General features: G+C 75.3%; 9 protein-coding genes. 7 read left to right on the top strand and 2 right to left on the bottom strand.

Annotation, left to right across the window (positions count from 1 at the left end; all coding sequences use genetic code 11):
• The first annotated feature begins 73 nt into the window (after nt 1–73).
• The 6 genes from SSNG_RS32190 to SSNG_RS32165 all read left to right on the top strand — a co-directional run bounded on the left by SSNG_RS32190 (nt 74) and on the right by SSNG_RS32165 (nt 8,575).
• Complete coding sequence (locus tag SSNG_RS32190) at nt 74–1,654, top strand: histidine kinase (protein ID WP_241695281.1); 1,581 nt, start codon at nt 74–76, stop codon at nt 1,652–1,654.
• A complete protein-coding gene (locus SSNG_RS32185; protein WP_007268125.1) occupies nt 1,651–2,331 on the top strand; it encodes a response regulator transcription factor in 681 nt (226 codons plus the stop codon). The genes SSNG_RS32190 and SSNG_RS32185 overlap by 4 nt, the downstream gene beginning before the upstream one ends.
• A gap of 202 nt (nt 2,332–2,533) precedes the next feature.
• On the top strand, nt 2,534–3,325 hold the full coding sequence (locus tag SSNG_RS32180) for an ABC transporter ATP-binding protein (RefSeq protein ID WP_007268124.1): 792 nt from the start codon (nt 2,534–2,536) through the stop codon (nt 3,323–3,325).
• Nucleotides 3,326–3,382: 57 nt separating this feature from the next.
• Nucleotides 3,383–5,938 carry an FtsX-like permease family protein gene (locus SSNG_RS32175; protein WP_007268123.1) on the top strand — a complete coding sequence of 852 codons (2,556 nt, stop codon included), beginning with the start codon at nt 3,383–3,385 and terminating at the stop codon, nt 5,936–5,938.
• Between the two features lie 201 nt (nt 5,939–6,139).
• Nucleotides 6,140–7,492: an AMP-binding protein gene (locus SSNG_RS32170; protein ID WP_241695172.1), complete on the top strand. Its 1,353-nt coding sequence runs from the start codon at nt 6,140–6,142 to the stop codon at nt 7,490–7,492.
• 126 nt (nt 7,493–7,618) lie between these two features.
• Complete coding sequence (locus SSNG_RS32165) at nt 7,619–8,575, top strand: glycosyltransferase family 2 protein (RefSeq protein ID WP_241695171.1); 957 nt, start codon at nt 7,619–7,621, stop codon at nt 8,573–8,575.
• 34 nt (nt 8,576–8,609) lie between these two features.
• Here the strand turns inward: SSNG_RS32165 and SSNG_RS41395 are convergent, their stop codons facing one another.
• Both SSNG_RS41395 and SSNG_RS32155 read right to left on the bottom strand, forming a co-directional pair.
• Nucleotides 8,610–9,821, bottom strand: coding sequence for a hypothetical protein (locus SSNG_RS41395; protein WP_007268120.1), 1,212 nt, complete (start codon nt 9,819–9,821; stop codon nt 8,610–8,612).
• Between the two features lie 840 nt (nt 9,822–10,661).
• The gene (locus SSNG_RS32155; RefSeq protein WP_007268119.1) at nt 10,662–11,462 is read right to left on the bottom strand and encodes a class I SAM-dependent methyltransferase; all 801 of its coding nucleotides are present in this window, start codon (nt 11,460–11,462) and stop codon (nt 10,662–10,664) included.
• Between the two features lie 169 nt (nt 11,463–11,631).
• On the opposite strand from SSNG_RS32155, the gene SSNG_RS32150 reads away from it, so the two are divergent.
• Nucleotides 11,632–13,018 (top strand): LacI family DNA-binding transcriptional regulator (locus tag SSNG_RS32150; RefSeq protein ID WP_241695170.1); only part of this gene is annotated, 1,387 nt, incomplete at its 3' end.

Raw genomic sequence — 13,018 nt, 5'->3', positions numbered from 1 at the left:
CCGTCCTGCCCCCGGCCTGCCGCGCGGGTCCCTCCGCTCCGGGTGGGCGCGCACGGCGGCCGGGACCGCCGGGGTGACCCTGCTGGGCCTGTGCGTCTTCGCGGCCGTCGCGTGGGCCGGGCTCGCGCCCCACCCCTCGTTCCAGCTGCTGGTGATCGCCGCCGCGGCCCTGCTCTTCGCGCTGCGCGGCCGCTTCCCCGGGCCGGTCCTGCTCGCCCTGGCCGTGCTGACCGGGCTGGCGGCCGGCGCCGGTCCGCTCGCGGCGGTGGCCGCGTACGGTCTGGCGCGGCGGACGGTGCGGGTACGGGGGCGTGCCCGGCTGCCGGCCGCGGCAGCGGTCCTGCTGGTGGCGACCGCGACGGCGGCCGCGCCCGTGGTGGGGCCGGGACGCGTCCCGTACGGTCTGGCGCTCGGGCTGGCCCTCGCCGCGACGGCGGTGATCGTCCCGGGTCTGGTGGGTACGGCACAGGGGCAGCAGCGGCGGCTGGTGCGGGCCCTGCGCGAGCGCGGGGACGCGGCGGAGCGGGCCCGGCTGGCGGCCGACAGCGAGGCCCGCACCCACGAGCGCTCCCGGATCGCCGCCGAGATGCACGACCTGCTCGGGCACCGGCTCAGCCTGATCTCGCTGCACGCGGGCGGGCTGGAGCTGGCCCTGGACCGGGCCGCTCCGGAGCTGCGCGAGGAGGCCGTCCTGGTGCGCCGGACCACCCGCGACGCGATGAGCGAGCTGCGGCAGGTCCTCGGAGTGCTCGGTCCGCTGGGCCGGGACGCCGGTCCCGGCGTGCTCACGGACGCGACGGGCACCCGTGCCGACGTCGAGGCGCTGGTGGCGGAGTCCCGGGACGGCGGGGTGGCCGTACGGCTGGACTGGACGGGACCGGACCTGGACGGCCGCCCGGCGGCGGTGCGCAGGGCGGCGCACCGGGTGGTGCGCGAGGCCCTGACCAACGTCCACCGGTACGCCCCGTCGGCCCACGTCACCGTCGGCGTCGCGCACGAGGCGGCGGCGGTACGGATCACCGTGCGCAACGGCGCGCCGTCCGGGGCGCCGGTCCCGGCCGGCAGCCTGGGGACCGGGCGCGGCCTGACGGGGCTCCGGGAGCGTGTGGAGCTGCTCGGCGGGTCCTTCGACGCGGCCCCGCTGCCGTCCGGCGGGTTCCTGGTGGACGCGGTCCTGCCGGCGGAGCCCGGTGACGCGGTCGTCGCGCACACCGCCGGGCCGCGGGGGGCCGACGCCGTCTCCGGCGCGGAGGGCGGCGCCGCCGAGGGAGGAGCCGCGAACGCGCTGACGCTCGCCCTGGGGCTGGGGGCGCTGTGCGTGCTGATGGCCCTGGCGACCGCCTTCGTGTACGGCAGCGCGCCCCGGCCGGACTCCGGGCCGCGCCCGCTGCCGCGGGTCGGGATGACGTACGACGAGGTGACGGGGCTCGGCGTCGTGGACAACAAGGCGGTGCGGGCCGCCGCCACGGGGCACGAGCCGCCGCGCCCGGCCGGCACCGCCGGCTGCGCGTACCCGTTCAACGGCGCGACCGAGATCCGTCCGGGCGGCCTGCTGGTGGCCCGCTACTGCTTCGACGCCGGACAGCGTCTGATCGCCATCGACCGTTTCACCGTCCCGTCGGTGCGGGACGCCTCACCCTGGGAGACCCCGTGACGACCGAGCCCGACGGGCCGATCCGTGTCCTGCTCGCCGACGACGAGACGATGATCAGGCACGGCGTGCGCCTGATCCTGCGGCACGCCGACGGCATCGAGGTCGTCGCCGAGGCGGCGGACGGGCGGCAGGCCGTCGAACTGGCCGCCGTCCACCGCCCGGACGTGGCGCTGGTCGACATCCGCATGCCGGTGTGCGACGGACTGGCGGCCATCGCGCCGCTGCTCTCGCTCGATCCGGCGCCGCGGGTGGTGATGCTGACGACGTTCGGCGACGACGAGAACGTCGTACGGGCGCTGCGGGAGGGCGCCGCCGGGTTCCTGCTGAAGGACGAGGGCCCGCAGGAGCTGATCAGCGCGGTACGGGCCGCCGCGGCGGGCGACGCCGTGCTCTCGCCGGGGGTCACCGGGGCGGTGATCTCCCGGATGCTGGGCGCCCGGGAGCCGGCCGGGGCGGGCGGCGCGGCCGCGGACGAGCGCATCGCCCGGCTGACGGGCCGGGAGCGGGACGTCCTCGCGGCGCTCGGCGACGGGCTGTCGAACCAGGAGATCGCGGCGCGGCTCGGCATCGGGACCGGCACGGTGAAGACCCATGTGGGGGCGATCCTGGACAAGACCGGTTCGGCGAGCCGGGTCCAGGCGGCGCTGCTGGCGCACCGGACCGGGCTGGCCTCCTGATCCCCGGATCTGCCCGGGGGCGGAGTGCGACGGCCGCGGCCTCTGCCGTCCGGCAGAGGGGAGCCGGGCCGGACCGCCCTTTCGGCAGAGGCCGACTCGCGCCTTGAGGCCGATGTCCGCGCAGGTCAGCGCCGTGAGGATGGATGTGTCCCCCCGGCTCGCGGCATGCTGCGCGGGCCGTCGTACTTCAGGCGGAGCATCCATGTCGCACGCGTTTCCCTCGTCCCCCGCGCCCTCCTCGCCCCCGGCCCCCGTCGAGCCGGCGGCCCGCGCGACGGGGCTGACCAAGACGTACGGGAAGGGCGGGACGCGGGTCACCGCGCTGGACTCGGTGTCGGTGGAGTTCACGCGGGGCCGGTTCACGGCGGTGATGGGGCCGTCCGGCTCCGGCAAGTCCACGCTGATGCACTGCATGGCCGGCCTGGACCCGGTGACGTCCGGTTCGGCGCGGATCGGCGGGGTCGAGCTGTCCGAGCTGAACGACCGGCAGCTGACGCGGCTGCGGCGGGAGAAGGTCGGCTTCGTCTTCCAGGGCTTCAACCTGCTGCCCACCCTCACGGCGCTGGAGAACATCACCCTGCCGCTGAGGCTCGCCGGCCGGCGGCCCGACGCGGCGTGGACGGACACCGTCGTCGCCACCGTCGGGCTCGCGGGGCGGCTCGCGCACCGGCCGGCCGAGCTGTCCGGCGGCCAGCAGCAGCGCGTGGCCGTCGCCCGCGCCCTGGTCTCGCGTCCGGAGATCGTGTTCGCCGACGAGCCGACTGGCAACCTCGACTCGCGTTCCGGCGCGGAGGTGCTCGGGTTCCTGCGCGACTCGGTCCGGGAGCTGGGCCAGACGGTGGTGATGGTCACCCACGACCCGGTCGCCGCCGCCCATGCCGACCGGGTGGTGTTCCTCGCCGACGGCCGCCTGGTGGACGAGCTGCGGGAGCCGACCTCCGGTGCCGTACTGGACCGGATGCTCGCCTTCGAGGCCCAGGGCCGCACCAGCTGACGGCGCTCTGCGTCCCTCCCCTCCGCCAAGCCCTCCGAGCCTCCCGAAAGCCCCTTCATGCTGCGAACAGCCCTGCGCAACGTCCTCGCCCACAAGGCGCGCCTGATCATGACCGTCCTCGCGGTCTGCCTCGGAGTCGCGTTCGTCTCCGGGTCGCTCCTCTTCGCCGACTCCACCACCGCCGCCTACCGCGCCTCCATGGCGCGCGACTACGCCGGCATCGCGGTCACCGTCGACCCCACGTACCCGGTCGGCGCCCCCGCCGGTGAACGCACGAGCGTCCTCGACGACGCCCTCACGGCCAGGCTGGCCGCCGTGCCCGGGGTCGCCGCGGCCCGTCCGGCCGTCGACGGGTCGGTGACGCTGGCCGCGAAGGACGGCTCGCCGATGCGGGCCGGCAACGCGATGGGCAGGCTCGCCGCCGGCTACGTACCCGGACCCGACGGCAAGGACGCCCGCTATCCACTGACGGCCGGCCGCGCCCCGCGCGACGGCGGCGAAGTCGCCCTGGACCGGGGCACCGCCGACGCCGGCGGGTACGCCCTCGGCGACACCGTCAGCCTGGCCGTCGACGGCCCCGTACTGAAGCTGCGGCTGGTCGGCATCGTCTCCACCGGCGACACCCGGGTCACGTCCGGCGGCACCCTCGCGGTGTTCGACCGGGCCACCGCCCAGACGCTCTTCGCCGCGCCCGGCCGGTACACCGGCATCGACCTGTCCGCGGAGCCCGGTACCGATCAGTTCGACCTCGCCCGGCGGGTCGGCGCGCTGCTGCCCGCCGACCGGGCGGAGGCCACCACCGCGACCGCCAAGGCCGACCAGCAGTCCGTCTTCATCGGCACCAAGACCCGCAGCTACTCCCGGCTGCCGCTGCTCTTCGCCGTGGTGTCGCTCTTCATCGGCTCGTTCCTCATCATCAACACCTTCACCATGCTCGTCACCCGGCGGACCCGGGAGATCGCCCTGCTCCGCGCGATCGGCGCCACCCGCCGCCAGGTGGTCCGCTCCGTGCTCGCCGAAGCCGCCCTGGTGGGGCTGGTCGCCTCCGCGATCGGGTTCGGCCTGGGCCTCGGCGTCGCCACCGTGCTGCCGGGCCTGCTCGGCACGGGGGAAGACCTGCTGCCCGGCGGCCCGTTGGTGATCGGCCCCGCTCCCGTCGCCGCCTCGCTCGCCGTGGGCGTCGGCGTCACGGTCCTGGCCGCCTGGCTGCCGTCCCGGCGCGCCGCGCGGATCGCGCCCGTCGAGGCGATGCGCAGCGTCGAGCAGCCGCCGTCCGCGACGCTGTCCCGGATCCGGGGCGCGGCCGGCGCGGCCGTGGTCCTGCTGGGTGCCGGTCTGCTGCTGTCCCTGGGCGGGGCCCGGAACGCCTCGGACGAGAACCTGCGGACGGCGATGTTCGGCTGCGGCGTCCTCGTGACCGGGCTGATCCTGCTGGCGCCGCTGCTGGCGGGCCCGGTGGTCCGGCTCATCGGCCGGGCCACCGGCCGGTTCGGCGTGGCGGGCGCCCTCGCCAGGGACAACGCGCTGCGCGACCCGCGGCGCACCGCCGCCACCGCCGTCGCCCTGATGATCAGTACGGCTCTGGTGACCGGGCTCTCCGTCATCGAGCACTCCTCCAGCCGGGCGCTGGACTCCCAGGCGGCCGCCGGCCTGCGCGCCGACTACGTCATCGGCACCCGCGACACCACCACCGCGGTCGACGCGGCCGCCGTCCGGCGGATCGCCGCCGTCCCCGGGGTGTCGACCGCCTCCGCCGTCGCGGACTCCGGCATCTCGGTCGGGGCCAAGGCCGGTCAGGTGTCGGGCGTCGACCCGAAGAGCGTGGAGGCCGTCATGAAGCTCCGCTTCACCAGCGGCTCCGCCAGGGACCTCGGGCCGGGCCGGATCGCGGTCTCGGCGTCGTTCGCCCGCGACAACCGGATCGCCACCGGCGAGCAGGTCCGGGCGGCCATCGGCCCCGGTTCCGGGGAGGACCGCGACCGGTCCTACACCGTCGTCGGCGTCTACCAGGACAATCCCACCGCGCAGGACGTGCTCGCCGACCGCGCCGACGTCCAGCAGCACGGGTTCCTGCGCGACTCCGTCCAGCGGGTCCTGGTGGCCGGCTCCGGGGACCTCGGCGGGCGGCTGCGCGCGGCCGTCGACCACAGCCCGCTGCTGAAGGTCCAGAGCCGGGCGCAGCTGGTGCGGGAACAGGCGGGCGTCGCCGGCGACCTGATCACCCTGGTGTTCGGGCTGCTCGCCATCGGTGTGGTCATCTCCGCGCTCGGGATGGTCAACACGCTGGCCATGTCGGTCGCCGAACGCACCCGCGAGATCGGCGTCCTGCGGGCCATCGGCATGGACCGCGCCGGGGTCCGCGGCATGATCCGCCTGGAGTCCCTCACGGTCGCCGCGTACGGCACCCTGCTCGGGCTCGCGGGCGGTCTGTTCGGGGCCTGGAAGGTCAGCGGCCTGGCCAACGGGGCCATCCCGCAGTACTCCTTCTCCCTCCCCTGGGGCACCCTCGCCCTGGTCGTCCTCCTCTCGCTCGGCGTCGGCGTGGCGGCGGCTGCGCTGCCCGCCCGCCGGGCCGCGTCGCTCAGCCCGATGCACGCGGTGGCGGACGCCTGACGGCGGTGCCGCGGCCCGGCCCGGCCTTCCGGCCGGGCCGGGCCGTTTTGGATCTTCCGCTGACCGGGGCCCGCCCCGATGGTCGGGACGGCGCATTGCGCACCCGGGTGTGGACGGACTGGAATTGCCGAGGTCAGGACCCGTCACCGCGCGCACGATCCTCGCGGCTTCCGGTCCAGGAGCCGGCACGGAAGGAATCCGATGGCATCCATGCTCGAAGGCTGCACCCCGTGGCCGCAGGCGTTCGTCGACCGCTACTGGGCGGCGGGCCACTGGGGCGGCAGCACCCTGGACAACCTGCTGCGCGGGTGGGCCCTGCAGTACGGGCCGCGGACCGCGCTCGTGCACGGCGGTACCCGCCTCACGTACGCGAACCTGAACCGGCGCGTGGACCGCATGGCCGCCGGGTTCCGGCTGCGCGGGCTGCGGCCCGGGATGCGGGTCGTCGTCCAGCTGCCGAACGTGCCGGAGTTCGTCGTCAGCACGTTCGCGCTGATGCGCGCCGGTGTGGTGCCCGTCCTGTGCCCGGTCCCGTACCCCGAGGTGCCCGAGCTCGTACGGGTCACCCAGGCCGTCGGCTACGTCGGCCCGGCGGAGTACCGGGGCTTCGACCACACGGCGATGGCCGCGGACACCGCCGCCCGCTGGCCCTTCCTGCGGCGGGTGTTCACGTATGAGCCGCCGGGCACCGAGTCCCCGTACGGCGGGCTGACGACCGACCCGTCGAACTGCCAGTACGCCCCGCTGGGTTCCCTCGACGCCGCACCCGAGCCGGCGCTCCCGCCGGACGCCGGCCGGGTGGCGTTCCTGCTGGTGGACGACGACGCGGACGGCGCCGACGGCGGGCCGGTGCTCGTGCCGCGCACCCACAACGACTTCGCCTACCAGGCGCGGGCCGCCGCCGAGCTGGTGTCGCTCACCGAGGACGACGTGTACCTGGCCGCACTGCCCGCCGCGTCCGTCTTCACCCTCGGCTGCCCCGGCATCGTCGGCACGCTCACCGCCGGCGGGACGGTGGTCCTGGCCGACGGACCGGATCCCGCCGCATGCCTGCCGCTCGTCGAGCGGGAGCGGGTCACCGTCACGTCGCTGCCGCCCGGGGCCGCCGCTGCCTGGCTCGACGCGCTGCCCTCGGCCGGGGCCGACGTGAGCAGTCTTCGTCTGGTGCAGACCGGCGGCGCGCCCCTGCCCCGGGCGGCCGCCGAGCGGCTCGCGTCCGGGCTGGGCGCCCGGCCGCAGCAGGTCTTCGCCCCGGCCGGAGGGCCGGTCGTGCTCACCCGGCCCGCCGATCCGGACGAGACGGTGTACGGCACGCAGGGCCGCCCGCTCTCGCCCGACGACGAGATCCGCCTCGTCGGCGCCGACGGCCGGACCGTGCCGGACGGCGAGCCCGGCGAGCTGCTGGCGCGCGGCCCCTACACTCCGCGGGGCCGCTACCGGCCGGCCGGGGACGAGGCCCGCCGCTTCACCCCCGACGGCTTCCTCCGCACCGGGGTCCTGGCCCGGCGGACGGCGGACGGCGACCTGGTGGTGACCGGCCGGGCCGGGGACTGACCGGCGGACTGAGGGCCGCGAAATCCCGGCGGGAAGCGGAGGACGCGGCGGACGCGGCGGACGTGGCGGACGCGGCGGACGCGGCTCGGAGTGCCCGGTCCGGGCGGTTCGCGCATCATGAGTGCTGTGTGCGACCCACCCGGCGGACCGGTCTTCCTGTCGATCGTGGTTCCCGTCTTCAACGAGGAGGAGTCCCTGCCCGCTCTGGCGGCGCGGCTGCGGCCCGTGCTGGACGGGGTCGGGGAGCCGTACGAGGTCCTCACCGTCGACGACGGCTCGACCGACAAGACCCCCCGGGTGCTGGAGGGCCTGCGCGGCGCCTGGCCGGAGCTCCGCGTCGTCACCCTCCGGCGGAACAGCGGCCACCAGGCGGCCCTGACGGCCGGGCTGCACCGTGCCCGGGGCGCCTATGTGATCAGCATGGACGCCGACCTCCAGGACCCGCCGGAGGTCATCCCGCGGATGCTGGACCTGGCCCGGTCGGACGGCCTGGACGTGGTGTACGGCGTCCGGACGGACCGATCCGCCGACAGCGGCTTCAAACGCCGGACGGCCGCCGGCTACTACTGGCTGATGCGCCGTCTGGCGGGCCCCCACGTACCCGCCCAGGCCGGTGACTTCCGGCTGCTGTCGCGCCAGGTGGTGGAGACCCTCAAGTCCCTGCCCGAGCAGCGGCAGATCCACCGTCTGCTGATCCCGTGGCTGGGCTTCCCCGACGGCCGGATCACCTACCAGCGCGGGGAACGGGTGGCGGGCACCACCAAGTACCCCCTGCACAAGATGGTCCTGCTGGCCCTGGACAGCGTCACCAGCTTCTCGGCGGCGCCCCTGCGCCTGGCCACGGCGATCGGCGCCGGCAGCCTCGCCGTGTGCCTCGGGTTCCTCGTCTGGACCCTCGTCGCCCACGCCACGGGCAACACCCTGCCCGGATGGACCTCCCTCATCACGACGGTCCTGTTCTTCGGCGCCGTCCAGCTGTTCTGCGTGGGGTTGCTCGGCGAGTACGTGGCCCGCATCTACACGGCCGTGCAGGCCCGGCCCGCCTACTTCGTGGCCCGTGACACGGACGGGGAGCAGCGCTAGTCCGTGTCTTCCGTGTCCTTCGGACCGGGCCGGGTCACACCAGTACTCCGGCGAAGAACATCGCCCCGAGCAGGGCGTACTGCGCCGCGCAGCAGGCCAGCAGCGGCAGCTGGACCCATCGCGGCATGCGCGCGACGAGGAGCAGCCCGACGAACATCTGCGCGTGGTTGCGGTACCAGGACATCTCCGCGCCGGCCAGGAACGGCACGAGGAAGACCGCCGCCGTCAGGACGGCGGCGGCCCACTCCCCGGGGTCGAGTCCGCGGCGCCGGACGAGCAGGGCCAGGACCGTGGCCAGGACGAGGAGGACGTAGGCGGTGTCGAGCCAGAGCTGCGTCCGGTGCGCGTCGAGCGCGTGCCGCACCAGCCAGGGGAGGTGTCCCTCGGGCGTGTACCAGTCCTTGAACGGGAAGCGGTAGGCCGCGGCCATCGCGTCGAACGGCTGGTGCACGCCGCCCTGTCCGTAGCTGGACTGCTGGATGGTCTCGTACGCGTCCCAGCGGCCGGTCGCCTGCCACATCAGCCATGTGGCCCAGAGCACGCCGCAGCCGGAGACGGCCGCCGCCGAACCGGCCTTCGCGCACCGGACCGGCCAGGTGTCGCCGCGCCAGGCGAAGAGGGCGCTGAGCAGCAGCATGCCGGCGGCGACGGCGCCGACGGGATGGCAGGCGGCGGACGCGAAGCCGCCGGCGGCGGCGACCGCCCAGGCGCCGCGCCGCACTCCGGCGACGCAGACCAGCAGGGCCAGGGTGGCGGTGGAGATCGGGAACAGGGCGTGGAAGTAGACGCCGCCCGGGAACACCGTGCCGACGGCGAGGGTGAGGCCGGTGGCCGGGGTGAGCCGGGCGCCGAGCAGCCACCACAGCACGGCGAACACGCCCAGCAGGGCGGCCTCGGTGACGACGGCGGCGGACAGCTCGTAGGAGAGCCCGGTGGCGGAGACCGCCCGGACGGACATGGGGTACCCGGGGAACCAGGCGACGTTCCCGCAGACGACGTCGGGGAAGTCCGGGTAGCGGTCCCGGCAGCGGAACATCTCGTAGCCGGTCTCGGCGATGGACAGGTAGTGGGCGGAGTCCCAGCGGCTGCGGCCGCCGGTGGACCAGTACCGCACCCGGGAGCCGTCGCCGGCGACGGAGGCCTCGGCGACGGCCCAGGTGAGGAGGTTGGCCACGATCCACGCGAGGACCGGGGGCAGCAACCGGTGGCGCGGGCCGCGACCCGCCGCCCGGGACGCTTGCGCCATCTCCAGCCCCGCGATCGTCTCGTCGGCGGTCCGGCCGTCCGCTGCCGCGCTTCACGATCATTGTGGGCAACGCCCCCGGGAGCCGCATCCCGGGCTACTCCGCGCCGACGGAGGGTCGGGCCGCCTCGCCCGCCCCGTGTCAGTGGCCGATGGTGAAAGGGCGTCGGACGAAGCGTGGCAGTTCCGCCTCGTCGGCGAGCGCGACGGCGGCGTCCTCCATCGAGATGCGGCTGCGCCGTCCGCGTCGAGGACCGGCTGGTCGCCGCCGACGCGGAAGCGGTCGGTGCGCTCGCCGGGGGCGATGTCCCTGGCGGGGCCGAGGTAGGTCCGGAGCCGGTTGGGGGTGCGCAGACGTCCAGGGCGTCCCGGGGGCCGCGCACGGGCGGCGACTTCGAGTGGTCCGACTTCACGGCCCCGCTCCCCCGACGAGGTCCGCCCGGCGTTCCCCGGCCTGCCCCCGGCCGGCGTGGGTCTGGCCATGCGGATCGGGGGCCGGCTGCACGGCCCTGGTGACCCTGGAGGTCTACGGGCACCTGCGCGCCCAGACCCCCAGCCCGGACGAGCTCTTCCGTGCGGAACCGGACGACCTCGTCCGCTCCTTGGGCCTCCCGGCCGGCGGGCGGAAGCGGAAGGGGTGACGGCCGGGCCGGCGCAGCAGGAAGGCCCCGGTCTCCGTGAGGAGGCCGGGGCCTTCGTTCGAGCGCTGGGCAGGCCTTGCACCTGCATCCCCCCACGGGAAGTGGGGTGTCTTTCCTTGGACCACCAACGCATCGTCCCGGTCGCCGTGTTCCGCGGCGGCGGGCTCGAGATCAACTATAGCCCACGAAACAGGAAGCTCCGCTACCGCGCTTTCACGGCGCGGAGGGAGTAGACCTGCGGGACGTACAGCCCGGCCGGGAGGCGGAAGTGGCCGTGGTCGTGCTCGTGCAGGAACTCCAGGCGCAGGCCCGCGGCTGCCAGGGCGCTGACGACCTCTCCGATGCCGTGCAGCCATTCGACGGTCCGGTTCGACCTGGTCTGCGCGTCGAGGTCGGCATAGGTGCCGGGTTCGTCGTAGACCAGCGCCCCGCGCTCGAAGTAGTCGTGCTCGACGGCCCGCCCGTCCTCGGAGAGGACGTCGGCGAACGGGTGGTACTCGGCCAGGTAGAAGAAGCCGCCGGGGGCGACGAGGTCAGCCACCGTCCGCGCCCACCGGGTGATGTCGGGGAGCCAGCACAGCGCCCCGAAGCCGGTGTAGACGATGTCGAAGGTCTTCCCGCCCAGGGCGTCGACGGCGTCGTACACGTCGGCGGTGACGAAGCGTGCGTTCCCGGCGCCGATCCGCTCGGCGAGGTCGCCCGCCGCGGCCACGGCCGGCCCGGAGAAGTCGAGGCCGGTGACGGTGGCTCCGCGCCGGGCCCAGGAGAGGGTGTCCAGCCCGATGTGGCACTGGAGGTGGAGCAGGGACTTGCCGCTGACGTCGCCGACCTCGTCGGGTTCGAAGTCCTGCAGCGAGTCGCGGCCTGCCACGAAGGCGGGGATGTCGTAGAAGGAGGTGCCGAGGTGGATCGGGACGCGCTCGTCCCAGTTGGCCCGGTTGGCTTCGCGCCAGTCGGCGGGGCCGGTGGAATCCGCGGCGCCGGCAAGAGAGTCGGTGGTCATGCTGGGACGCTAACCGCAGGCGCGAACGGTGATCAATCGGATTTCCCGGCCGCTCGGCTCCGGCCCGCCCCGGGCGGTTCCGGCGGTGCCGGGCGGCCCGGGGCCCCGGGATTTCGCTCTTAACTCGTGTAACCTGAAACGAGTAGGCGGCACCGGGCTACAGAGAGCGATGAAGCACACCATGGCCAAAGAGGCATCGGCTCCCGCGTCCGCCACCAGCGCGGACGTCGCCCGCCTGGCCGGGGTGTCACGCGCCACCGTCTCCTTCGTGCTCAACGACACCCAGGGCCACCGGGTCGGCGAGGGCACCCGGGCGCGGGTGCTGGCCGCGGCCGCGCAGCTCGGCTACGTGCCGAACGCGGCCGCCCGTTCCCTGCGCGCGGGCCGCAGCAACCTGGTCCTGATGCCCGCCTCCGTCTCCGCGGTCGGGCGCCTGGTGAGCGAGTGGGTGGACGATCTGGTCAGCGAGCTGGAGCGGCACGGCTACACCACCGTCATGCACGCGGGCCGCTTCGACGATCCACTCGAAGCCGCCCGCGCCTGGGCCGAGTTGCGGCCGGCCGCGGTGCTCTCCCTCGACGGCGACCGGCTCACCCCGCAGACGGCCGACGTGCTGCGCCGTGCCGGGGTGCGCGGGATGCTCGCCTTCGCCTCGCACCCGGTGGACGGGGTGCACACCATCGCCTTCGACCACACCTCCGTCGGCGCGACCGCGACCCGGCACCTCATCGACCGGGGCCGGACCCGGATCGGGGTGGTCATCCCGTGCGAGCGCGGCCTCGACACCCTGGCCCGGCCGCGGCTGGCCGGCGCCGAGCAGGTCGCCTCGCGGCATCCGGTGACGGTCACCCCCGTCGAGCTGGCCTACACCCGGGAGTCCGCGACGGCGCTGGCCCGCCGGTGGCGCGAGCTCGGCATGGACGGCGTCTTCGCGTACAACGACGAGTACGCGGCCCTGCTGATGCACGCGCTGATGGCGGAGGGTATCTCAGTACCGGACGAGGTGGCCGTCGTCGGCTGTGACGACCTGGTGCTGTCGGCGCTCCAGCGGCCCGCGCTGACCAGCGTCGCGCTGGAGCTGCCCTCCGCCCGCCTCCGTGGCGGACGTCCTGCACGCGCTGGTCGCGCGGGGCACGGCACCCGGGGTACCGGGCATCGAACCGGCCCTGGTGCACCGGCAGTCCTCCTGAGACGGCGGCCGGGAGGATCCCCCCGGGGCCTCCCGGCCGCCTCCGCCTCACCCCCCGACGGACTGCGGCGGTACGGTCCGCGCCACCCCCTCGGTCAGTACGGAGCCGCGCTCTTCCCGAGCGAGCGCGGGCGTGAAGGCGAAGGGCGGGCCGGGGCGGCGCGGGCGACCGCCGTCAGCAGGACGGCGGCACCGGCCGGCAGCAGTGCGAGCGGCAGCACGTGCGGTGCGCGGGAACGGGTCTCTCGCTCACGGGCGCGGCTCAGGCGTCCAGGTGGCGGGCGAGGAAGGCCACGCTGCGGGTCACGATCGGGGCGACGTCCGAAACTCCGAGGAAGATGTGGTCGGCGCCCTCCACCGGCTCCAG

Origin of the sequence: Streptomyces sp. C (assembly GCF_000158895.1) — a bacterium.
Classification (GTDB): domain Bacteria; phylum Actinomycetota; class Actinomycetes; order Streptomycetales; family Streptomycetaceae; genus Streptomyces; species Streptomyces racemochromogenes.
This window is presented reverse-complemented; position numbering and strand designations above follow the sequence as displayed.

Bases quoted from the DNA above. Each gene is read 5' to 3' on its own strand.
- SSNG_RS32155 (WP_007268119.1), bottom strand. From the start codon at position 11,462: ATGACCACCGACTCTCTTGCCGGCGCCGCGGATTCCACCGGCCCCGCC.
- SSNG_RS32170 (WP_241695172.1), top strand. From the start codon at position 6,140: ATGGCATCCATGCTCGAAGGCTGCACCCCGTGGCCGCAGGCGTTCGTC.
- SSNG_RS32175 (WP_007268123.1), top strand. From the start codon at position 3,383: ATGCTGCGAACAGCCCTGCGCAACGTCCTCGCCCACAAGGCGCGCCTG.
- SSNG_RS32180 (WP_007268124.1), top strand. From the start codon at position 2,534: ATGTCGCACGCGTTTCCCTCGTCCCCCGCGCCCTCCTCGCCCCCGGCC.
- SSNG_RS41395 (WP_007268120.1), bottom strand. From the start codon at position 9,821: ATGGCGCAAGCGTCCCGGGCGGCGGGTCGCGGCCCGCGCCACCGGTTG.